This is a genomic window from Agrobacterium tumefaciens, assembly GCF_005221325.1.
Classification (GTDB): domain Bacteria; phylum Pseudomonadota; class Alphaproteobacteria; order Rhizobiales; family Rhizobiaceae; genus Agrobacterium.
This window is the reverse complement of sequence record NZ_CP039888.1, coordinates 1,327,056-1,347,909: the sequence shown is the minus strand read 5'-3', so window position 1 is coordinate 1,347,909 and position 20,854 is coordinate 1,327,056. Positions and strand designations below refer to the sequence as shown.

At 58.9% G+C, this 20,854-nt stretch carries 18 protein-coding genes and 2 tRNA genes; 9 read left to right on the top strand and 11 right to left on the bottom strand.

All coding sequences use genetic code 11. The features are described from left to right. The first annotated feature begins 12 nt into the window (after positions 1-12). The gene (gene recJ, locus CFBP5499_RS07075) at positions 13-1,821 is read left to right on the top strand and encodes a single-stranded-DNA-specific exonuclease RecJ (RefSeq protein WP_080825048.1); all 1,809 of its coding nucleotides are present in this window, start codon (positions 13-15) and stop codon (positions 1,819-1,821) included. Between the two features lie 127 nt (positions 1,822-1,948). Here recJ and CFBP5499_RS07070 read toward each other — a convergent pair. The 6 genes from CFBP5499_RS07070 to CFBP5499_RS07035 all read right to left on the bottom strand — a co-directional run bounded on the left by CFBP5499_RS07070 (position 1,949) and on the right by CFBP5499_RS07035 (position 7,434). After that, positions 1,949-2,023 (bottom strand) — tRNA-Glu (locus CFBP5499_RS07070). A 450-nt stretch (positions 2,024-2,473) separates the two neighbouring features. Then, a tRNA-Glu gene (locus CFBP5499_RS07060) sits at positions 2,474-2,548 on the bottom strand. 612 nt (positions 2,549-3,160) lie between these two features. Further along, a complete protein-coding gene (locus tag CFBP5499_RS07050; RefSeq protein WP_080808739.1) occupies positions 3,161-3,934 on the bottom strand; it encodes an amino acid ABC transporter ATP-binding protein in 774 nt (257 codons plus the stop codon). Between the two features lie 11 nt (positions 3,935-3,945). Continuing rightward, positions 3,946-5,103 (bottom strand): amino acid ABC transporter permease, encoded by a 1,158-nt coding sequence (locus CFBP5499_RS07045; RefSeq protein ID WP_080825050.1) that lies wholly within the window; start codon positions 5,101-5,103, stop codon positions 3,946-3,948. 3 nt (positions 5,104-5,106) lie between these two features. Further along, the gene (locus CFBP5499_RS07040; protein WP_080825051.1) at positions 5,107-6,303 is read right to left on the bottom strand and encodes an amino acid ABC transporter permease; all 1,197 of its coding nucleotides are present in this window, start codon (positions 6,301-6,303) and stop codon (positions 5,107-5,109) included. A gap of 108 nt (positions 6,304-6,411) precedes the next feature. Continuing rightward, positions 6,412-7,434 (bottom strand): amino acid ABC transporter substrate-binding protein, encoded by a 1,023-nt coding sequence (locus CFBP5499_RS07035; protein WP_173986963.1) that lies wholly within the window; start codon positions 7,432-7,434, stop codon positions 6,412-6,414. Positions 7,435-7,809: 375 nt separating this feature from the next. Here CFBP5499_RS07035 and CFBP5499_RS07030 point away from each other — a divergent pair, with 375 nt between their 5' ends. Then, positions 7,810-8,997 (top strand): cystathionine beta-lyase, encoded by a 1,188-nt coding sequence (locus tag CFBP5499_RS07030; RefSeq protein ID WP_080825052.1) that lies wholly within the window; start codon positions 7,810-7,812, stop codon positions 8,995-8,997. A 9-nt stretch (positions 8,998-9,006) separates the two neighbouring features. On the opposite strand, the gene CFBP5499_RS07025 is transcribed toward CFBP5499_RS07030, so the two are convergent. Both CFBP5499_RS07025 and CFBP5499_RS07020 read right to left on the bottom strand, forming a co-directional pair. Further along, positions 9,007-10,182 carry an FAD-dependent monooxygenase gene (locus CFBP5499_RS07025; RefSeq protein WP_080825053.1) on the bottom strand — a complete coding sequence of 392 codons (1,176 nt, stop codon included), beginning with the start codon at positions 10,180-10,182 and terminating at the stop codon, positions 9,007-9,009. 29 nt (positions 10,183-10,211) lie between these two features. Further along, complete coding sequence (locus CFBP5499_RS07020) at positions 10,212-10,457, bottom strand: zinc-finger domain-containing protein (protein WP_003495891.1); 246 nt, start codon at positions 10,455-10,457, stop codon at positions 10,212-10,214. Between the two features lie 170 nt (positions 10,458-10,627). Between CFBP5499_RS07020 and CFBP5499_RS07015 the strand changes: the two genes are divergently transcribed. The 3 genes from CFBP5499_RS07015 to CFBP5499_RS07005 all read left to right on the top strand — a co-directional run bounded on the left by CFBP5499_RS07015 (position 10,628) and on the right by CFBP5499_RS07005 (position 12,695). Then, entirely contained in the window at positions 10,628-11,404 is a 777-nt protein-coding gene (locus CFBP5499_RS07015) for an alpha/beta fold hydrolase (RefSeq protein ID WP_080827327.1), read from the top strand. A gap of 142 nt (positions 11,405-11,546) precedes the next feature. After that, on the top strand, positions 11,547-12,371 hold the full coding sequence (gene cysE, locus CFBP5499_RS07010) for a serine O-acetyltransferase (protein WP_080825054.1): 825 nt from the start codon (positions 11,547-11,549) through the stop codon (positions 12,369-12,371). A gap of 120 nt (positions 12,372-12,491) precedes the next feature. Next, the gene (locus CFBP5499_RS07005; protein WP_080825055.1) at positions 12,492-12,695 is read left to right on the top strand and encodes a DUF3126 family protein; all 204 of its coding nucleotides are present in this window, start codon (positions 12,492-12,494) and stop codon (positions 12,693-12,695) included. 59 nt (positions 12,696-12,754) lie between these two features. On the opposite strand, the gene CFBP5499_RS07000 is transcribed toward CFBP5499_RS07005, so the two are convergent. Continuing rightward, positions 12,755-14,149 carry a cytochrome P450 gene (locus CFBP5499_RS07000; RefSeq protein WP_080825056.1) on the bottom strand — a complete coding sequence of 465 codons (1,395 nt, stop codon included), beginning with the start codon at positions 14,147-14,149 and terminating at the stop codon, positions 12,755-12,757. Between the two features lie 115 nt (positions 14,150-14,264). Between CFBP5499_RS07000 and CFBP5499_RS06995 the strand changes: the two genes are divergently transcribed. After that, entirely contained in the window at positions 14,265-14,927 is a 663-nt protein-coding gene (locus tag CFBP5499_RS06995; RefSeq protein ID WP_080825057.1) for a TetR/AcrR family transcriptional regulator, read from the top strand. 92 nt (positions 14,928-15,019) lie between these two features. On the opposite strand, the gene fdhA is transcribed toward CFBP5499_RS06995, so the two are convergent. Both fdhA and CFBP5499_RS06985 read right to left on the bottom strand, forming a co-directional pair. Next, positions 15,020-16,210, bottom strand: a complete 1,191-nt coding sequence (gene fdhA, locus CFBP5499_RS06990) for a formaldehyde dehydrogenase, glutathione-independent (protein ID WP_080827328.1) — start codon at positions 16,208-16,210, stop codon at positions 15,020-15,022. 161 nt (positions 16,211-16,371) lie between these two features. Further along, positions 16,372-17,244 (bottom strand): ATP-binding protein, encoded by an 873-nt coding sequence (locus CFBP5499_RS06985; RefSeq protein WP_080825058.1) that lies wholly within the window; start codon positions 17,242-17,244, stop codon positions 16,372-16,374. A gap of 207 nt (positions 17,245-17,451) precedes the next feature. On the opposite strand from CFBP5499_RS06985, the gene yajC reads away from it, so the two are divergent. From yajC to CFBP5499_RS06970, 3 genes are all read left to right on the top strand, one after another. Next, on the top strand, positions 17,452-17,799 hold the full coding sequence (gene yajC, locus CFBP5499_RS06980; RefSeq protein WP_003524964.1) for a preprotein translocase subunit YajC: 348 nt from the start codon (positions 17,452-17,454) through the stop codon (positions 17,797-17,799). A gap of 82 nt (positions 17,800-17,881) precedes the next feature. Then, positions 17,882-20,446, top strand: a complete 2,565-nt coding sequence (gene secDF / locus CFBP5499_RS06975) for a protein translocase subunit SecDF (RefSeq protein WP_080825059.1) — start codon at positions 17,882-17,884, stop codon at positions 20,444-20,446. After that, entirely contained in the window at positions 20,446-20,838 is a 393-nt protein-coding gene (locus tag CFBP5499_RS06970; protein WP_080825060.1) for an Mth938-like domain-containing protein, read from the top strand. The genes secDF and CFBP5499_RS06970 overlap by 1 nt, the downstream gene beginning before the upstream one ends. The last annotated feature ends 16 nt before the right edge of the window (positions 20,839-20,854 follow it).

Here is a 20,854-nt window from a genome sequence, read left to right as displayed (position 1 = left end):
TGAAGGGACAGGATGGCAATGTTGGAGCCGGCCGATACCGTGGCCCGCGCGTTTTTAAGCGTGGAGCGGTCGGCGACAGAACAACGGTGGGTGTCGCGGCTGGATCAGGCCGGGCAAAACCGCGCGCTGGCGATGTCCCAGGTTCACGCCATTCCCGAATTGATCGCGCGGGTGCTTGCCGGGCGCGGCGTAGGGGTCGATGACGCTCTGGCGTTCCTCGATCCGACCATCCGTTCCCTGATGCCCGATCCGCATATGCTGACCGATTGCGAAAAGGCCGCCGAGCGGCTGGTGCGCGCCATCGAGACCGGCGAGAAGGTGGCGATCTTCGGTGATTACGATGTCGACGGCGCTGCCTCTTCGGCGTTGATGTATCGCTTTCTCGCGCATTTCGGGCTGACGCCGGAAATCTATATTCCCGATCGCATTTTCGAGGGCTACGGGCCGAACCCGGCGGCGATGCAGCAGCTTGCCGCCAATGGCGCGACGCTGATCGTGACGGTCGATTGCGGCTCCACCAGCCATGAATCGCTTCAGGCCGCGAAGGACGCCGGAACGGATGTGGTGGTGATCGATCACCATCAGGTCGGCACGGAACTGCCGCCGGCCGTGGCGCTGGTCAATCCCAACCGGGAGGACGATCTTTCGGGGCAGGGGCATCTCTGCGCCGCCGGCGTGGTGTTCCTCGTGCTGGTGGCCACCTTGCGGCTGCTGAAGGACAGACGTAACCGACAGGCCTTCACGCTCGATCTATTGTCGCTGCTTGATATCGTCGCGCTTGCAACGGTCTGCGATGTGGTGCCGCTGAAGGGGCTGAACCGCGCTTATGTGGTGAAGGGGCTGATTGCCGCGCGGCACATGAACAATGCGGGGCTTGCGGCGCTGTTCAAGAAGGCGGGGCTCGGCGGGCCTGTCACCCCCTATCATTTCGGTTTTCTGATCGGGCCGCGCATCAATGCGGGCGGTCGTATCGGCGATGCAGCCCTCGGCAGTCGTTTGTTGACCATCGATGATTCTTCGCAGGCCGAGGTGATTGCCGAGCGGCTGGATGAGCTGAACCGCGAGCGGCAGGCCATGGAAGCGGCGATGCTGGCGGAGGCGGAAGCCGAGGCGCTGTTCGAATATGGCGACGGCTCCGGTGCGGGCGTCATCGTCACCGCCCGCGAGAACTGGCACCCCGGCATTGTTGGCCTGCTGGCCTCGCGCCTGAAGGACCGTTTCCGCCGTCCGGCCTTTGCCATTGCCTTTGATCCCTCCGGCAAGGGCACCGGCTCCGGCCGCTCGATCAACGGCTTCGATATGGGCCGCATGGTGCGCGCCGCCGTGGAAACGGGATTGCTGGTCAAGGGCGGCGGCCATGCCATGGCGGCCGGCCTGACGGTGGAGCGCGCCAATCTCGGCAAGCTCAGGACTTTCTTCGAAGAAGCGGCCGCAAAGACGGTGAACGAGCTGGTGGAAAGCAGCGTGCTGAAAATCGATGGCGCGATCGGCGCGTCTGGCGCGACATTGCAGCTTGTCGATCAGCTGGAGCAGGCCGGTCCTTATGGGTCAGGCCATTCGCAGCCGATCTTTGCCGTGCCGGCGCACCGCCTGCGTGATGTGCGGCTTGTGGGCACAGCGCACGTCAAGATCACGCTGGAGGCCATGGACGGATCGAGGCTGGACGGTATCGCCTTCCGCGCTGCAGAAGCGCCCCTGGGGCAGATGCTGCTGAATGCGCGCGGCAGGAACATCCACGTTGCAGGCACCGTGGGCGCCGATCTCTGGCAGGGCCAAAGACGTGTTCAACTACGTGTGCTGGATGCGGCTTTTGCGCCCTGACGGGGCTGCCAAACAATCCTGAATGTTATGGAAACAATCCTCGGACGGGCAGAGCAAATGTGCGGCGACGACTTTACGCGATGCGTGAAGATTTTCGTGCAGATGATTGATTTCTGGGAGAAGCAAGTGGCACGCCCTAGGGGAGTCGAACCCCTCTTTTCAGAATGAAAATCTGACGTCCTAACCGATAGACGAAGGGCGCGTGCGCTTGTGGTGTGGCGCCCTTATAGTCAGGCTCCCGAAGGTCTGCAAGCGGAAAAATTGATTTTTCTCGCTTCGAGACGAGTTTTTTTATGGACGCTGAAAGGGCTGTGGAAAACTGCGGCGGATCTGGCCAAGGCCTTGAAATTTCGTCCCTATCGCGGTGCGTCGGCAATGCGCTCGTCACTCATAAGATAGCGGGGAAACGGCTTTCCAACCCTTAGCTGGCGTCAAGCTACAATCCGGGACGAAGGGACGCTGTGTGGAGGTGAGGGGAAAGGCAAGCCGGTTGATCTGGCCTATGGCGCTCCACCCGGCTTGCCTTCCATCGGGGGGACGCCATTCTAACGTGCCGGGCGGGAATCTGTTCCACAGCAAGGATGACGCGCGAGAAATTCGCGACGTTGAATGCGGATTCTGATTTTCAAAAGGGGGACAACACGAAAGCAAGTGGCACGCCCTAGGGGAGTCGAACCCCTCTTTTCAGAATGAAAATCTGACGTCCTAACCGATAGACGAAGGGCGCGTGCGCTTGTGGTGTGGCGCCCTTATAGTCAGGCTCCCGAAGGTCTGCAAGCGGAAAAATGCATGATTTGACAAAAAAATGACATGGACCGCCAGAAGCCCTGAGAAACAAGGATTCTTGTTTCGTAACAAATGGTTAAATGGTTGGGGAAGTGCTGTTTTGCTTGAGCGATAGGGCTCGACTGCAACTACTTGCGAAACATGTGTGTTCCTCAATGGGGGCAGTCAGCAAAAATCAAGTCAGGTATTTTCCATATATCAGCAGGCCCGAAAGTATTAGTATGATCGCATTGATTGCGTATGCCATCCACCGTACAAAGTTTGACTTCGAGGGACTGCCGGATATCAAGCCGCTTAATATGTCTCCCAGAAATACAAGCAAACTATCCATCGCAAATATGTCCAAGGCCGCGATCAAATTATCGCCGCAAATATATCAGGCTGACCAATTAGAAGTTCAATTATTGCTGCCTGGATTGAGAATAAAATAATAAAGAGGCTCCGGTTTCACTTGCGGTTCTCCGTTTCAGTCTCAAAAAAGAAACGGGACCGTGAGGTCCCGTTTTTGGGTTCGCAATTTGAAAAACGTCCGCTCCGGACGCCTGTTCAATGATCAATGCAGAATCTGGCTGAGGAACAGACGTGTGCGCTCGTGTTGCGGATTGTCGAAGAATTCGGCCGGCGAATTCTGTTCGACGATCTGGCCCTGGTCCATGAAGATGACGCGGTTTGCGACCTGGCGGGCGAAGCCCATTTCGTGGGTCACGCACAGCATGGTCATGCCGTCTTCGGCAAGGCTGACCATGGTGTCGAGCACTTCCTTGACCATTTCCGGGTCGAGCGCCGAGGTTGGTTCGTCGAACAGCATGATCTTCGGTTTCATGCAAAGCGAACGGGCAATCGCCACGCGCTGCTGCTGGCCGCCGGAGAGCTGGCCGGGGTATTTATGGGCCTGCTCGGGGATTTTGACGCGCTTCAGATAGTGCATCGCCACTTCTTCGGCTTCCTTCTTGGGCATCTTGCGAACCCAGATCGGCGCCAGCGTGCAGTTTTCGAGGATCGTCAGATGCGGGAAGAGGTTGAAGTGCTGGAACACCATGCCGACTTCACGACGGACTTCATCGATCTTTTTAAGATCGTTGGTAAGCTCGATGCCATCGACCTGGATCGAACCAGACTGGTGTTCTTCCAGCCGGTTGATGCAGCGGATCATGGTCGACTTACCCGACCCGGAAGGACCGGCGATGACGATGCGCTCGCCCTTCATGACCTTGAGGTTGATGTCACGCAATACGTGGAAGTCACCATACCACTTGTTCATGCCGGTGAGTTCGATTGCCACGTCCGTTGTCGAGACGGCCAGTTTTTTTGCTTGGGTTTCTGCCATTTGAGCGTCCCTTATCGTTTATGTCCGGTGTCGAGGTGCCGTTCCATGAACAGCGAATAACGCGACATGCCGAAGCAGAATATCCAGAATACGAAACCTGCGAAAATATAGCCAGTCATTGCCGTGACAGGCGTCGCCCAGTTCGCATCCGCTTGGTTGAGTGTGACAATACCGAGCAGGTCGAACATGCCGATGATCGAGACCAGCGATGTGTCCTTGAAGAGCCCGATGAAGGTGTTGACGATGCCCGGAATGACGAGCTTCAGCGCTTGCGGCAGCACGATCAGTCTCGTTTTCTGCCAGTAGTTCAGGCCGAGTGAGTCAGCACCTTCATATTGTCCTTTCGGAATGGCCTGCAGACCGCCGCGGATCACCTCCGCCATATAGGCGGACGAGAAGAGCGACACACCGACAAGCGCGCGCAGGAACTTGTCGAAGGTCCACCCGTCGGGCAGGAACAGCGGCAGCATGATGCTGGCGAAGAACAGCACGGTGATCAGAGGAATGCCTCTGATAACTTCGATGAAGAGTACGCAGAGCATCTTGATGACAGGCAGGTTCGACCGCCGGCCGAGTGCCAGGAGAATGCCGAAGGGCAGGGAGACCGTGATCCCGAAGAAGGACAGGATCAGGGTGATCATCAGGCCGCCCCAGAGCTGCGTTTCCACTTTCGGCAGGCCAAAGACGCCGCCGATGAGCAGGAAAAACGCAATAAAGGGCAGGATGATGAAAAGCACCAGCGCGTTCAGTCGCTTGAACGGTGCTTTGGGGATGAGCATCGGTATCAGCAGGATGGCGAAGGTCACCATCACGAGGATGGGGCGCCAGCGCTCATCGATCGGATAGCGACCGAACATGATCTGACCGAATTTCGCCGAGACGAAGGCCCAGCATGCTCCGGCCTCGCCATCTGGCAATGCACCACCCTGAGAGGATGTCAGGCAGGCGAAGCGATCTGTACCGGTCCACACCGCATCTACGAACAACCACTTGAAAAGCGGAGGCAGAAGATAGGCCAATAAGGCGATGGCGAGAACCGTCAGAACGGTGTCTTTCGGCGTGGCGAAGAGTTTGGTGCGCAGCCAATGGCCGAAGCCCACCGCGCTCGAAGGCGCGGGTCTGGCATCCTCGATGGTCTGTCGCACGAAAGCGTGATTGCTTATTGTCATCGATTATCGCTCCACCAGTGCCATTTTCGCATTGAGCCAGTTCATGACCACGGCCGTGAGCAGGGACAGCGAAAGATAGAGAACCAGCCAGACAGCGACGACTTCGACTGCCTGACCCGTTTGGTTCAGGATCGTGCCGCCGACCGAGACGATGTCGGCAAAACCGACAGCGACCGCAAGCGAGGAATTTTTGGTCAGGTTGAGATACTGGCTTGTCAGCGGCGGAATGATGATGCGCATCGCCTGCGGAACGATGATCAGACGCGTTGTCGTGCTGGAGCGAAGTCCGAGCGCTTCCGCAGCCTCCGTCTGGCCCTTCGCCACGGCCTTGATACCGCCGCGAACGATCTCGGCGATGAAGGAGGCGGTGTAGAAAGAAAGCGCCAGAAACAGCGACATGAATTCAGGTGCAACGACTGCGCCGCCCGAAAGGTTGAACCGCCCGGCAATCGGGAAGTCAAATGTCAGCGGTGAACCGAGTGCCAGAAATGTCGCGGCAGGGAGTCCAATGATGAGAAGTGTGGCTGTGATGCCGGTGCGGAATTGCTGACCGGTTTTTTCCTGTCTCGCTTTCGCCCAACGATAGACGAAGAAGATGATGACGATTGCGACCAGAAAGGCGAGCGGTATCAGCCAGGTGCCTTCGCCCCAGAGGGGCTTGGGAAAGAAGAAACCGCGATTGTTGAGGTAGCTTCCAAGCGGCAGCTCCAGCGAGTCGCGCGCCTGCGGCAGAACCGAAATGACGCCCTTGTACCAGAAGAAGATGACGAGCAGCGGCGGGATGTTGCGGAAGATTTCCACATAGGCCTGCGCGAGCTTCGAGATCAGCCAGTTGTTGGACAGCCGGGCGATACCGACGATGAAACCAATGATCGAGGCGGCGATGATGCCGAAAAAGGCAACCTGGATCGTGTTGAGAATGCCAACGAGCAATGCCCGGCCATAGGTCGCGTCGCTGGTATAAGCGATCAGCGACTGGCCGATGTCGAAACCGGCTCTTCCATTGAGGAAGCCGAAGCCGGATGAAATATTTGCCCGTTGAAGATTGGTGATCGTATTCGTCACGATGACCCAGACGAAGGCGGTCAGGATGACAACTGTCAGGACCTGATAGAAAATACCGCGTATGCGTGGATCATAGATAAGTGACGACGCGCTTTGCGCGCGCGATCGTTGCGAACTGACCGCGTTGCCTGCCATAGGCGACTTTCCCTTTTATGTGCTCTTTGCGAGCTTATTTATGTAATTTCAAATGGAGGCCGGGTGTTGCCCAGCCTCCTGTCATGATCTAGCCGATGAAGGGGCCGATCAACGGACCGGCGGTGCGTATTGCAGGCCGCCCTTCGTCCACAGCGCGTTCTGGCCACGCTCGATCTTCAGCGGAGAGCCTGCACCGACGTTGCGGTCGAAGACTTCACCGTAGTTGCCCACCAGCTTGACGATGTTGTAGGCCCAGTCATTGCCGACGCCGAGATCGGTGCCGATCTTCGTGCCTTCTTCCGTGCCGAGAAGACGCTTTACGTCCGGGTTGGCGCTGGTCTTCTGTTCATCGACGTTCTTGGAGGTGATGCCAAGTTCTTCGGCGTTGACCATCGCATAGTGAACCCAGGTCACGATGTCGAACCACTGGTCGTCACCCTGGCGAACGGCTGGGCCAAGCGGCTCCTTGGAGATCACTTCAGGCAGAACGATGTTGTCGTCCGGGTTCTTCAGCTTCAGGCGGATGGCGTAAAGACCGGACTGGTCGGTGGTGTAGACGTCGCAACGGCCGGAATCGTAGGCAGACGTTGCGTCGGCTTCCTTTTCGAAAACGACCGGGTTGTACTGCAGATTGTTGGTCTTGAAGTAGTCGGCGAGATTGAGCTCGGTGGTCGTGCCGGTCTGAACGCAGACAGCGGCGCCGGAAAGCTCAAGGGCGGACTTTACGTTGAGGCCCTTTTTGGCGATGAAGCCCTGGCCGTCATAATAGTTGACGGTGCGGAAGTTGAAGCCGAGCGAGGTGTCGCGGCTGATCGTCCAGGTGGTGTTACGCGTCAGAACATCGACTTCGCCGGACTGGAGAGCCGGAAAACGGTCCTTGCTCGAAAGAGCGACGAACTTGGCCTTGGAAGGATCGCCGAAAACCGCACTGGCAATACCACGGCAATAGTCGACGTCGATGCCGGACCATTCGCCCTTGTCATCGGGATTGGAAAATCCCGGAATGCCAGCGCTGACGCCGCAGGTGACGAAACCTTTGCCCTTCACATCCTGAAGCGTCGCAGCCGAAGCGACCGAGGCTCCTCCCAAAACTGCTGCGCCGATGACGGCTGACAGAATTGCCTTTTTCATTTTTCCCAACCTTTGTTTGTTATCGTCAATGGAAGGGGACCGGCATCTTTTGTTTTACCCCAGCTCCCCCTTCAGCCAGATCTTTTCGATCTGCCTTCTTTATAAGATTCGAATCTTCGAAAGGGTCAAGATGTGCGGGCAATAATTGTGCCTATAAAACGGAATTTTCCAAATTTTGGTCGTGAAGTGTGCAAAGGGTGAAAATATAAGCATATTTTTGCGAGAAAATGCACTTGCCCGAATTTTGTATACTTCTTGTATGCTGCATCAAGGTGGATCAATTGGCCTGCCGCGGGGCTCGTTGCGGGACTTGACCTTGCGGTGTGCTCTTAGCATTGTCGCACCCGTCAATGTTCCTTCGAAAGCTGATCTGAAATGACCAAGACAAATGACCTGCTTTCCGCCGCAGGTGTGAATACACGCCTGACCCATGGCGGCAATGATCCCGCGGACTGTTTCGGTTTCGTCAACCCGCCCATCGTGCGTGGCTCGACCGTACTTTTCCCAGATGCGGAGACGCTTTCGACGGAAAACCAGAAATACACCTATGGCACCCACGGCACCCCGACGACGGACGCCTTGTGCAATCTGGTCAACGAACTGGAAGGTTCTTTCGGAACCATTCTCGTTCCGTCGGGCCTTGCGGCGATCACGGTGCCTTTCCTTGCGTATCTGAGTGCGGGCGATCATGCGCTGGTCGTCGATTCGGTTTATGGCCCCACGCGTCGCTTCTGCAACACCATGCTGAAGAAGCTGGGCGTAGAGGTGGAGTATTACGATCCCGCAATCGGAGCCGGCATCGAGGCTCTCATCCGGCGGAATACGACGCTGGTGCATCTGGAAGCGCCGGGTTCCAACACACTCGAGATTCAGGATGTCCGGCTGATCACGGACATCGCTCACCGACATGATTGCGTGGTGACGATGGACAATACCTGGGCGACGCCGCTTTATTTCAAGCCGCTCGATTTTGGCGTCGATGTCTCCATTCATGCCGCCACCAAATATCCTTCGGGCCACTCCGATGTTCTGATGGGCTTCGTTTCGGCCAATGAGAAGCACTGGAAGGCGCTTTATCAGGCCAACACCAATCTCGGCATCTGCGTCACCTCTGACGATGCCTACCAGATCCTGCGCGGCATGCGCACCATGGGCATCCGGTTGGCGCACCACCAGAAAAGCGCGCTCGATATCGCCAGCTGGCTGGAAAGCCGCAGCGATGTGGTGAGCGTTCTGCATCCGGCTTTGCCGAGCTTTCCGACACATGAGTTGTGGAAGCGCGACTTCAAAGGCGCGAGCGGCGTATTTTCCTTCGTGCTGAAGGCCGAGGAAGGCAAATACAAGAAGGCGGCGGCAGCTTTCCTTAATGCTCTGACCTTCTTCGGACTTGGATATTCATGGGGCGGATACGAATCGCTTGCCGTATTGGTATCGCTTGCCGACAGGACAATTGCGAAAGGCCCGTCGCAAGGACCGGTTATCCGCCTGCAGATCGGGCTTGAGGATGTCGCCGATCTCAAGAAGGACCTCGAGGCCGGTTTCGCAGCCGCGGCTGGGGTCTGAGTGCAGCCCTCAGCCTTTTGCCCGATAGCCGTAGAGCCAGTCGAAGTCCTTCAGGAAGGCTTCCGGGGGACGGGTGGAAAACACCAGGTCCCGGGCAATACGCACCGGGCCTCTTGCATGATAGGCAAAACGATTGAGAGAGGCCCGCTTGCGGGCCTTTTCTATGCGCGGCAGGCGCAGCGCCTCGAAGGCGGCGAGGGCCTGCGGCACGGGCTTTTCGGCGCTGTTGCCTGCCATCGCTCCCGCAAGTTCGAACGCATCCTCTATTGCCATGGCCGCGCCCTGGGCGGCGAAAGGCATCATGGCGTGCGCCGCATCGCCGATCAGCACCGTATCGCGGCCATTGTGCCAGCGGCCGGGGCCAGCCTGATAGAGCGGCCAGAAGGTCGGATTTTCAGACGAATCGAGCAATCTGACGATGTCAGGGCTGAAACCGCGAAATTGTTCCAGCAACAGGGTTTTCTGCCGCCCGCTCGATTCCGCGCGCCATGTCGCGCCGGGATCGGCCCCGAGCGCGATGGCGACGATGTTGAAGCCGCCGACTTCCTTCAGCGGATAAGCAACGATATGGCCACGGGAGCCGAGATAGGCCGTGACGGCGGTTTTGTTGAAGGCGGATGGCACCTGATCTGCGGCAACGGTGAAGCGCCAGGCGACATTGCCGGAGAAGGTGGCGGTGGGTGCTGCCGGCACCGCGAAACGGGCCGCCGACCAGACGCCATCCGCGCCCACGATCAGATCGTGATCGCGAAAGGTGGTTGCGGCAATGACATCCACCGTCGCGTTTTCGATGCGTTTGCCGAGATGCAGCCGGCAGAGCGGATTGCGTGTCACCGCCTGGAGAAGCGCGTTTTGCAGCGTCGAGCGATGCAGCACGCCATAGGGTGCGCCCCAGCGGCTGCGGGCGACCGCGCCCATCGGCAGGGAGAGCAGCGTGGCCAGTGATTTTCCCGAGGCGAGATCGACGGTGACCGGTTCGGTCCAGCGCGCCTCGATGTCAGGCAGGACGCCTAGCGTCGCCAGAATGCGGGCGGCATTGGGGGAAAGCTGCAGGCCGGCGCCGACTTCCGCCAGTTCGCCGGCCTGTTCGATGATGTCACAGTCGATACCGTGCCGGGCAAAAGCAAGGGCAGCGGTGAGACCGGCAATGCCGGCACCGACAATGGCTACGGATTTTATGGGCATGATGCGCCCCGATCAGGAAGAGTGGAAGGTCAGGCGGCCTTCACATGGAAGACGCAGCCCGGAGGATTGGTCTGCTCGGCCTTCAGCGACGGATTGTAACGGTAAAGGGTGGAGCAGTAGGAACAGACCTTCTCATTGTCGTCGCCCATATCGATGAAGATATGCGGATGATCGAAGGGCACGGAAGCGCCGGTGCACATGAATTCCTTGACGCCGATCTCGATCACGCTGTGTCCGCCATCGTTCTGGAAGTGGGGAATGGAATGCCCGGCCATGTTCGTCTCCAAATGCAATATCGTTATCGAGCCGCAATCCGTCTTCTCGCATCGGCTCGTCGTTGCGGATATGTAGCCTCAAACGCATTGCATCTCCATAAAAATCGTCAGCAAAACATGTTCAATCTTGCGCTTTCCTGCCATATGGTCCGGCAAAAAGGATGTCCTTGATGAATCTCAACACGCCGCAATTTTCTGATTTTTCCCATGACGGCCTTCGCCTTGCCTATTTCGACGAGGGTGATCCGGCGGGTGATCCGGTTTTGCTGATCCATGGCTTTGCCTCCAGCGCCAATGTCAACTGGGTGCATCCCGGCTGGGTGAAGACGCTGGGCGAGGCGGGTTACCGGGTGGTCGCCATCGACAATCGCGGCCATGGCGCAAGCGACAAGCCGCATGATTCCGAAGCCTATTATCCCTCGGTCATGGCGGAAGACGCGGTGGCGCTGCTCAATCATCTCGGCATCGCGGAAGCGCATGTGATGGGCTATTCCATGGGCGCGCGGATTTCCGCCTTTCTGGCCATGGCCCATCCCGAGCGCGTGCGTTCGCTGGTCTTCGGCGGGCTCGGCATCGGTATGGTGGAAGGCGTGGGCGACTGGGATCCGATCGCCGAGGCGCTGCTTGCCCCTTCGCTCGACGTCGTCACCCATGAGCGCGGCCGCATGTTCCGCGCCTTTGCCGACCAGACGAAGAGCGACCGGCTGGCGCTCGCCGCCTGTATCGAGACATCGCGGGTTCTCGTGACCCGCGAACAGGTCGAAAAGATCGATGCGCCGACGCTGATCGCGGTTGGAACGAAGGACGACATCGCCGGATCGGGTGCGGAGCTTGCTGCGATCATGCCGCATGCGCGGGCAATCGACATTCCCGGCCGCGACCATATGCTGGCCGTTGGCGACCGGGTGTTCAAGGCAGCGGTGCTGGAGTTTTACCGCTCTGTCTGAGCCTGATGGCAAGAAACGGTTTTTCATGCTGCATGAAGAAAAACTGAAGCATTGCCGTCTTTAAAGTCGTCGTTCGAATCCCATTTCTAATGCGCGTCTTTTTTTGTATAAAGAATGACCACTGCAAACGAGGAGACCATTCATGGTCGCACGTATAGAGGCCCGTCAGCCTGAACAGCTGGCGATCGTCGATCCGATCTGGGGCAGCCTGCTGAACGAGGCCCGAAGCGCTGCGGCGCAGGACCCGCTGCTGTCAGCCTTTCTCTATTCGACGATCCTCAATCACCGGTCTCTCGAAGACTGTGTGATCTACCGTATCTGCGAACTCCTCGATCATCCCGACATCCAGGCCGTGCTTCTGCGCCAGACGTTCCAGGACATGCTGGAGGACTGGCCGGAATGGGGAAGCGTGCTGCGCGTCGATATCCAGGCCGTCTACGACCGCGATCCCGCCTGCACGCGCTTCATGGAGCCGCTGCTTTATTTCAAGGGGTTCCAGGCGATCCAGACCCACAGGCTCGCCCATTGGCTGCTGCAAAAGGGCCGCAAGGATCTGGCGCTTTATCTGCAGAGCCGCTCATCGAGCATCTTCCAGACGGATATCAATCCGGCCGCGCGCATTGGCAAGGGCATCTTCCTTGATCATGCCACTGGGCTGGTGGTCGGCGAGACGGCTGTCATCGGCGACAACGTCTCCATTCTCCACGGTGTGACGCTCGGCGGCACCGGCAAGGAAGGCGCGGACCGCCACCCGAAGATCGCCAATGGCGTGATGATCGGGGCTGGCGCGAAAATTCTCGGCAATATCGAGATCGGCAGCTGCTCGCGTATTGCCGCCGGTTCCGTGGTGCTGAAACCCGTTCCGCCCAAGACCACGGTTGCCGGTGTGCCGGCGCGGGTGGTGGGAGAAGCAGGGTGTTCCGAACCCTCGCGTCTGATGGATCAGCTTATCGGAGCCGATATCTGAGAGGCCGTGAATATTGCACTCGTCCATGGGAAAGACATGGGCGATGTGCCGCTTTCACTTTACTTTCGCCTTTGTCCCATGCCAAAAGCGGCCCAACGCGAACCGCACAGGAGAATAGTGGTGAAAGCCGACGAAATCAAAAAACTCGACGCCTATTTCAAGCGCACCTTCAACGAGAAGATGATCGTCAAGGCGCGTCCGCGCAAGGATGATTCCGCCGAAGTGTATATGGGCGAAGAGTTTCTCGGCGTCGTCTATATCGATGACGAAGACGGCGACCGCTCGTACAACTTCTCCATGGCGATCCTGGACGTCGATCTCTGATCGTCACCATTCGGTGATGGATGGGTTTTCGCATTCAATAAAACAGTCGCCCGTGGTGTTTACACCGCGGGCGATTTGTTTTGACGCTGGGTGATCTGCATCATCAGCGGCTCCTGCGGTCGCAATGTCACCCGCATCAGCGGCTCTGCCGATGCCGTGGTCCGGTTTTCCAGGTGCATCGTCTGGAGCAGAACAGCAAGGATCGCCACGGCCTCCATCATCGCGAAAGCATTGCCGATGCAGACGCGCGGCCCGGCGCCAAAGGGCATGTAGGCGTAACGATGACGCGCCTTCACCTTTTCGGGTTCGAAGCGTGACGGGTCGAAGCGTTCAGGCTCTTCCCACAACGCAGTGTGCCGGTGCACGGCATAGATCGGCACATAAAGAACGGTTCCGGCCGGAATATCGTGTTCGCCGAGCCTGAAGTCCTGCAACGCGGTGCGCGTGATGACAGGGGCAGGCGGGTAAAGCCGCATCGCTTCAGAAAACACCTGTCTGATGTAGCCGAGGCTGGCGATATGTTCCGCCATGACCGGCTTGCCGGCGGTGACGGTTTCGATTTCCTCGACGATTTTTCGTTCCACCTCGCGGTTTTGCGACAGGAGGTGAAATGTCCAGGCAAGGCCGAGCGCGGTCGTTTCATGGCCGGCGGTAATGAAAGTCAGCAGATTGTCGATGATTTCCCTGTCGTTCATCATGCGGCCCGTTTCCGGGTCCCTGGCTTCCAGCAGCATCGAGACGAGATCGGCCCTGTCGGAGGGGTTCCGCCTTCGTCCGGCAATCACGGTCGCAAGGCTGGTACGCAGATAATCGACCGCGGTGCGCGCCTTGCGCCGGCCCGGATGCGGCAACCATTCCGGCGCACCCAGCATGGCGAGCGCGAAGGTCCAACCGGTCGGCTTCAGATAATCGGTAATGCTCTGCTCCACGCGGCCGATATCGATGCCATGTCCGCCGGACATCATGGTTTCGACGATGATGTCGAAGGTGGTCCGCATCATTTCATGGCCGATATCGATGTCGCCGATGGAAGGCGAGCGCCAGCGCGTTTCCGTGCGCCGTGCCGTCTCGATCATGACGGGCAGCAACTCCAGCAGCTTTTCATGGCGGAAGGCGGCGGCGACGGATTGCCTTTGCCATTTCCAGTGATCGCCATCGGCTGTCAGAAGGCCCTGGCCAAGGGCAGGCCCAAGTGCTCGGCGTACATCCTCACCCTTGCCGAGCAGAGCGGCATTCTTCACCAGAGCTTCGTGGATCAGCGCGGGATCGGCCAGGTGAACCCGCAGGATACCGCCGAGGCGGGTAAAGACCGCCGGTTCGCTGAAAATCTCCGGCGGCAATGCCTTCAACGGATTGCGGATAAGGGAAAGGGCGAGACGCGCCGTGGCGAGTTTCGATACGGGTTGCGTCCCGATCATATCGGTGGACGGGGTGCGAAGGCCGGTGTCGGTCATCTGCAGGTCCTTTATGCCCGTTGAACAATGACAACTTGCTGTTAAGGTGTGTACCTTATTTTGGGTAATTTAAGGTGCACACCTTAAATTTCAATAGCGGGATGCAATTTCGATAATGAGCAATGATGCGAAACGACCGGCGCGCGCTCGATCTTCCACGCGCGACAGGATTTTGGACGTCGCTCTCGCTCTCTTCAACGGGCGGGGGCCAGACCGCGTGACGACGGCGGAGATTGCCGAAGCGGTGAAGATCAACGAGGGCAATCTCTATTACCATTTCCGTACTAAGGAATTGCTGGTCCTTGCCCTGTTTGCGCGTTTCGAGACCGATGCGATGGCAATGGTCGCAACCATCGATGGGGCGGATGAGGGGGCGGCGGCGACCTATGCCGGTTTCCTGCGGCAATGGTTCTCGCTGGTGTGGAATTACCGCTTTCTGTTTCGCGATCTCGTCGGTCTGGTCGCGCTTGCGCCGGGGCTGGTGGAGCCGGTCAGGACGATAAGTGCCGCGATGCGGCTTGCCGTCGGAGACATCATCGGGCGCATGCAGAAAGCGGGGCTGATGACCATTCCCGAAAGCGAGCGCGACGCGGTTTTGACCAATCTGTGGATCGTCTCCACCTATTGGGCGGCCTATCTCAATCTGCAGGAAGGCGTCAGCGAATTTGGACCGCAGCAGCTGGAGTGGGGGCTGCAGCAGGTCTCCAGCCTGTTCAGGCCGTATCTCTCCGCGGAAGCGATCGCCGCACTCAATGCGCTTGCCAAAAGCGAAACGTAATATCGCCAGCCGGAGACATGGAGACTAAGCAAAAACGCCCGCGACAAGATTGCCGCGAGCGCTTTCATTCCCTGGAAGAATTGTCGGCTATGTCAGGCGGCCTTCAAGAGATCGCCATGCGGATCAAGCACGAACTTGGTGGCCGCGCCCTGATCGAAGCTTTCATATCCCTGCACGGCATCATCAAGCGCGATGATCTTGGCGTTGACGATATCGGCAATCGGCAGGCGGTCGTGCAGGATGGCCTGCATGAGCTGGCGGTTATATTTCAGCACCGGTGTCTGGCCGGTGTGGAAGGACTGAGCCTTCGCCCAGCCAAGGCCGAAGCGTAGCGACAGGGCGCCCTGCTTTGCAGCATTATCGACCGCGCCGGGGTCTTCGGTGACGTAAAGGCCGGGAATGCCGATGGAGCCGGCGGCGCGGGTGATTTCCATCATCTGGTTGAGAACGATGGCCGGCTGTTCGCCGCCGGAATGGCCGCGTGCTTCGAAGCCAACGGCGTCAATGGCGCTGTCCACCTCGTTGGTGCCGACGATCTCGGCGATCATGTCGCCCAGCCGGTCTCCCTTTGAAAGATCGACAGGTTCAAAGCCTACTCTTGCCGCGTGGGCGAGACGATCCTTGTTGAAATCGCCGATCATGACGACGGCCGCACCCAGAATGCGGGCGGAGGCGGCAGCGGCAAGACCGACCGGGCCGGCGCCTGCGACATAAACCGTGGAGCCGACGCCGACGCCTGCCTTGACCGCGCCATGGAAGCCGGTCGGCAGAATGTCTGATAGCATGGTGAGGTCGCGGATTTTCGACATCGCCTTGTCGCGATCGGGGAATTTCAGAAGGTTGAAATCGGCATAGGGGATAGTGACGTAGCGGGCCTGTCCGCCGATCCAGCCGCCCATATCGACATAACCGTAAGCGCCGCCGGCGCGCGACGGGTTCACCGTCAGGCAGACGCCGGTATCCTGTGACTTGCAGCAGCGGCAACGGCCGCAGGCGACGTTGAACGGCACGGAGACGATGTCGCCGACCTGCAGCATCTCGACGTCGATGCCTTTTTCGATGACTTCACCGGTGATTTCATGGCCAAGAACGAGGCCCGGCATCGCGGTGGTGCGGCCGCGCACCATGTGCTGGTCGGAGCCGCAAATATTCGTGGAAATCACCTTGAGAATCACGCCGTGCTCGATGCGGCGGCCATCCGGTGCCTCAAGCTTGGGGTCGTCGATGTCGCGGACTTCGACCTGACCCGGCCGCATGTAGACGACGCCTCTGTTCCTGCTCATATCCATCTCCTCCGTGGTTTGAACACCGTGCCTGCCAGCTCCTCCGCGGGCAGAATGACTCCATGGCGTAGCAAACCATTTGGCGGGAGATGTCGCGTTCGGGAATACGACACGCGGTGTGGCCGTAACGACACCGCGTTTGGCCTGATGTCACGGTGGCGTTATCTGTCGAGCGGTTTTCTGAGGCGGCCGGCGGCATCCTGAATATATTGCCAGGCCACGCGGCCCGAGCGTCCGCCACGGGTCGTCGCCCATTCCAGCGCCTCGTGATGCAAGGTCTCACGGTCGAGACCCAGATCGAAATGCTCGGCATAGCTGTCGATCATCGTCAGATAGTCTTCCTGGCCGCATTTGTGGAAGCCGAGCCACAGGCCGAAACGGTCCGACAGCGACACCTTTTCCTCGACCGCTTCCGATGGATTGATGGCGGTCGACTGTTCGTTCTCCATCATGTGGCGCGGCAGAAGGTGACGGCGGTTGGAGGTCGCATAAAAGAGGACATTGTCCGGCCGGCCCTCGATGCCACCGTCGAGTGCCGCCTTCAGCGACTTGTAGGCCGTGTCGTCATGGTCGAATGAGAGGTCGTCGCAGAAGACGATGACGCGGTGGCCGGAGGCTTTCAATATATCCAGCAAAGCGGGCAGGGTGTGGATGTCCTCGCGGTGCACTTCCACAAGCTTCAGGGAGACACCGCTTGCGGCGCGCACATCTTCGTGAACGGCCTTCACCAGCGAGGATTTGCCCATGCCGCGCGCACCCCACAGGAGCACGTTGTTGGCGGCAAAACCTTCCGCGAAACGCAGTGTGTTTTCGTGGAGAATGTCGCGGACGTGATCGACGCCGCGAATGAGCTTCAGCGCGATACGGTTGGGGCGGGGAACGGGTTGGATAAAGGAATTGAGCGGTGCCCAGACGAAACAATCGGCCGCATTCCAGTCGTTTGCGGCGGGCGCCGGTCCGGCCAGCCGTTCCACGGCATTGGTGAGCCGGCGCAGTTCTGAAAGAAGCAGGGATGCCGTTTCTTCTCGAATCATGGTGTTTCTTCCGCTTGTCTGGTGTTCAAAACTCTGTTTTGCGCCCGGCCTAGCATGGTGTTTCCGGCCCATAAAGGTTAAGAGGTCCGGAATCGGTACGGCGAGGGCCCTGCATCTGTTGCAATCCCGGCGTTCCCCACTATATTCCGGCGGCTTGAAAGCTGGGGCGGCATACGAGGTCGTGCTGTAATCGTTGAGGAGTTTTATATGTTCATTAGTCAAGCTTTTGCCCAGGACGCAGCGGGCGGCGCATCGGCCTTCGGTTCCGGCCTGGAAATGCTTTTCCTGTTTGCGCCGCTTATGGTCGTCTGGTACTTTTTCCTCATCCGCCCGCAGCGCGCACAGATGAAGAAGCGCCAGGAAACGCTGACCAATATTCGCCGTGGCGATCAGGTCGTTCTCGGCGGCGGCATCGTTGGCAAGGTGACCAAGGTCATCGACGACAATGAACTCGAAGTTGAAATCGCCGAAGGCGTGAAAATCCGTGCTGCTCGCGCTTATATCGCCGAAGTGCGCGTGAAGGGCGAAGTGGTCAAGACAGAAGCCGCTTCCTGATCCTGTCGGACAACCGATGCCTGCTTCCGAATTTTGACGGGTTGCGCTATCCGCGCGACCCCCAACCTTGACCGAGATCGAAATGCTTCATTTTTCCCGTTGGAAAACAGTCTTCATCTGGCTGCTTGTGCTGGCAAGCGTCTTCATCGCCTCTCCCAACCTGTTTACGGACAAACAGCTGGAGGGCATGCCTGCCTGGTACAAGGACAACAAGGTAACGCTCGGTCTCGACCTTCAGGGCGGCTCGCACATCATGCTCAAGATCGAGCGTTCCGACATTGTCAAGGAACGGCTTGAAACGATCGTGGGCGATGTGCGCACGCAGCTTCGCGACGCCAATATCCGCTACTCGGGCCTGACCGGCAACGGTCAGCAGGTTCAGGTCCGCATCAGCGATCCCGCCCAGATGGAAGCCGCCAAGACCGCGCTTCGCGATCTGACGCTGCCGGTGTCCGCCGGTACGCTGGTCGGCGGTTCCATTACAGAAGTGACGATGAGCGACGGCGGCGACAATCTGCTGCGTCTCAACCTTTCGGATGAGGGCATCGATTACCGCCTGTCCTCGGCCGTCTCGCAGTCTATTGAAGTCGTACGCCGCCGCGTTGACGAAGTCGGCACCACCGAGCCGCTCATCCAGCGTCAGGGTTCCGACCGCATCATCGTGCAGGTTCCGGGTCTTCAGGATCCGCAGCGCCTGAAATCGCTTCTCAACCAGACGGCAAAGCTCTCCTTCCGCATGGTCGACACGACAATGCCGGTGCAGGAGGCGATGAACGGCCGTCCGCCCGCGACCTCGGAAGTTCTTTATTCGCAGGACGATCCGCCGGTTCCCTATCTGGTGGAGCGTCGCGCACTCGTATCCGGCGACAATCTCGTCGATGCGCAGGCGAGCTTCAACCAGCAGACCAACGAACCCGTCGTCACCTTCCGCTTCGACAGCCGCGGCGCGCAGCGCTTCGCGCAGGCGACGCAGCAGAATGTCGGCAAGCCTTTCGCCATCGTGCTCGACAATCAGGTGATTTCCGCGCCTGTGATCCGTGAGCCGATCATCGGCGGTTCGGGACAGATCTCCGGAAGTTTCTCCGTTCAGGGCGCCAACGACCTCGCCGTTCTCCTGCGCGCAGGCGCACTGCCTGCCACGCTGACCGTGGTTGAGGAACGCACTGTCGGCCCGAGCCTTGGTAACGACTCCATCACCGCCGGTCTGGTGGCAAGCGCCATCGGCGCGGTCGGCGTCCTTATCTTCATGTTCGTTTTCTACGGCTTTTTCGGCCTGCTGGCGAACATCGCGCTCATCGTCAACATCGTCATGCTGCTCGCTGTACTCAGTGTGATCGGATCGACGCTTACGCTACCGGGTATTGCCGGTATCGTTCTGACCATCGGCATGGCGGTGGACTCCAACGTTCTGATCTACGAGCGCATACGCGAAGAGGTGAAGAGCGGAAAGCCGCTGATCCAGTCGCTGGATAACGGCTTCACACGCGCCTTTGCGACGATTATCGACGCCAACCTGACGACGCTGATCGTGGCGAGCGTGCTGTTCTACATGGGCACCGGCCCGGTCAAGGGCTTCGCCGTTACGCTTGCGGTCGGTATCATCACCACCGTCTTCACCGCCTATACGCTGACGGCGTGGATGTTCGGCTACTGGGTTCGCCGCAGCCGTCCGAAGCACCTGCCGAAGGGTGTTCGCACCGCTATGTTCGACGGCCGCGACATTCCCTTCATGCGGTATCGCCGCGTAGTGTTCATGATAACAGGTGCGATCATGCTGACCTGCATCGGCGGCTTCATCGGCAAGGGCCTGAACCTTGGTATCGACTTCCAGGGCGGTTCGGTCATCGAAGTGCGCGCCAAGCAGGGCGAGGCCGATCTGGCCGATATCCGTGATCGCCTGAACCAGCTCAACCTCGGTGAAATCCAGGCGCAGAACTTCGGCACGCCGCAGGATGTTCTCATCCGCATCCAGGCGCAGGACGGTGGCGAAAATGCCGAGCAATCCGCCATCACCCTGGTGCGCGGTGAACTCGAAGCCAACTACGATTTCCGCCGCGTTGAAGTTGTCGGTCCGGCCGTGTCGGGTGACCTTACCTTCACCTCCACGATCGGCATCCTGCTCGCGATGAGCGCGATCATGGTCTACATCTGGGTGCGCTTCGAGTGGCAGTTTGCGCTCGGTGCGGTCATCTCGATGGTGCATGACGTGGTCTTCACCATCGGCCTGTTCGTGTTCCTGGGGATAGAGTTCAACCTCACCAGTATCGCGGCGATCCTGACGATCATCGGTTATTCGCTGAACGACACCGTCGTCATCTATGACCGTATCCGCGAAAACCTCAGGCGTTATAAAAAGATGCCGCTGCCGATGATTATCGACGCGTCGCTGAACCAGACGCTGTCGCGTACGATCCTCACCGGTCTGACGGTCCTTCTGGCCCTTCTGTCGCTGTATCTCTTCGGCGGCGAAGTCATCCGCTCCTTCACCTTCGCCATGCTGTTCGGTGTCGGTATCGGTGTGTTCTCGTCGCTTTATATTGCCGCTCCGGTGCTGATCGCCTTCAAGCTGCGTCCCGATAGCAAGGATGCGGAAGACGAGAAGGATGAAAAACCCGGCAATGCCATTGGCGGCAAGCCTGCCGTCTGATGGCCGGCGGGATCGAAATACGCCCGGCCCATTTTCCCGGCCGGGCGCCCATCGATGCCTATGGCAATGGCGGCTTCCGCTTTGCCGACATGTCGCATCGCGGCTCTCTTCTGCTTTTGCCTTCGGGCATTTACGGGTGGGAGCCGGTTGACGCGAAAGAACTGACGCTTCAGCATTTCGAAAAGGTTCTGTCGGAAGCGCAGGATATCGAAGTGCTGCTGATCGGTACGGGTGACGGCATGCGGGTCTTGCCGAAAGAACTGCGTGCCGCCTTTAAGGAGGCGGGCATTTCGGTTGATCCGATGAGCACGGGTGCTGCCGTCCGTACCTACAATATCATGCTTTCGGAATCGCGTGCCGTCGCCGCGGCGCTGATTGCCGTCGAAGGCTGAGGGCGTTTCGCGCGCG

Excerpts from the sequence above, each read along its gene's own strand:
- recJ (WP_080825048.1), top strand. The coding sequence starts at position 13 with ATGGCAATGTTGGAGCCGGCCGATACCGTGGCCCGCGCGTTTTTAAGC.
- CFBP5499_RS07050 (WP_080808739.1), bottom strand. The coding sequence starts at position 3,934 with ATGGCAGAAACCCAAGCAAAAAAACTGGCCGTCTCGACAACGGACGTG.
- CFBP5499_RS07045 (WP_080825050.1), bottom strand. The coding sequence starts at position 5,103 with ATGACAATAAGCAATCACGCTTTCGTGCGACAGACCATCGAGGATGCC.
- CFBP5499_RS07040 (WP_080825051.1), bottom strand. The coding sequence starts at position 6,303 with ATGGCAGGCAACGCGGTCAGTTCGCAACGATCGCGCGCGCAAAGCGCG.
- CFBP5499_RS07035 (WP_173986963.1), bottom strand. The coding sequence starts at position 7,434 with ATGAAAAAGGCAATTCTGTCAGCCGTCATCGGCGCAGCAGTTTTGGGA.
- CFBP5499_RS07030 (WP_080825052.1), top strand. The coding sequence starts at position 7,810 with ATGACCAAGACAAATGACCTGCTTTCCGCCGCAGGTGTGAATACACGC.
- CFBP5499_RS07025 (WP_080825053.1), bottom strand. The coding sequence starts at position 10,182 with ATGCCCATAAAATCCGTAGCCATTGTCGGTGCCGGCATTGCCGGTCTC.
- CFBP5499_RS07020 (WP_003495891.1), bottom strand. The coding sequence starts at position 10,457 with ATGGCCGGGCATTCCATTCCCCACTTCCAGAACGATGGCGGACACAGC.
- CFBP5499_RS07015 (WP_080827327.1), top strand. The coding sequence starts at position 10,628 with ATGAATCTCAACACGCCGCAATTTTCTGATTTTTCCCATGACGGCCTT.
- cysE (WP_080825054.1), top strand. The coding sequence starts at position 11,547 with ATGGTCGCACGTATAGAGGCCCGTCAGCCTGAACAGCTGGCGATCGTC.
- CFBP5499_RS07000 (WP_080825056.1), bottom strand. The coding sequence starts at position 14,149 with ATGACCGACACCGGCCTTCGCACCCCGTCCACCGATATGATCGGGACG.
- CFBP5499_RS06995 (WP_080825057.1), top strand. The coding sequence starts at position 14,265 with ATGAGCAATGATGCGAAACGACCGGCGCGCGCTCGATCTTCCACGCGC.
- fdhA (WP_080827328.1), bottom strand. The coding sequence starts at position 16,210 with ATGAGCAGGAACAGAGGCGTCGTCTACATGCGGCCGGGTCAGGTCGAA.
- CFBP5499_RS06985 (WP_080825058.1), bottom strand. The coding sequence starts at position 17,244 with ATGATTCGAGAAGAAACGGCATCCCTGCTTCTTTCAGAACTGCGCCGG.
- yajC (WP_003524964.1), top strand. The coding sequence starts at position 17,452 with ATGTTCATTAGTCAAGCTTTTGCCCAGGACGCAGCGGGCGGCGCATCG.
- secDF (WP_080825059.1), top strand. The coding sequence starts at position 17,882 with ATGCTTCATTTTTCCCGTTGGAAAACAGTCTTCATCTGGCTGCTTGTG.
- CFBP5499_RS06970 (WP_080825060.1), top strand. The coding sequence starts at position 20,446 with ATGGCCGGCGGGATCGAAATACGCCCGGCCCATTTTCCCGGCCGGGCG.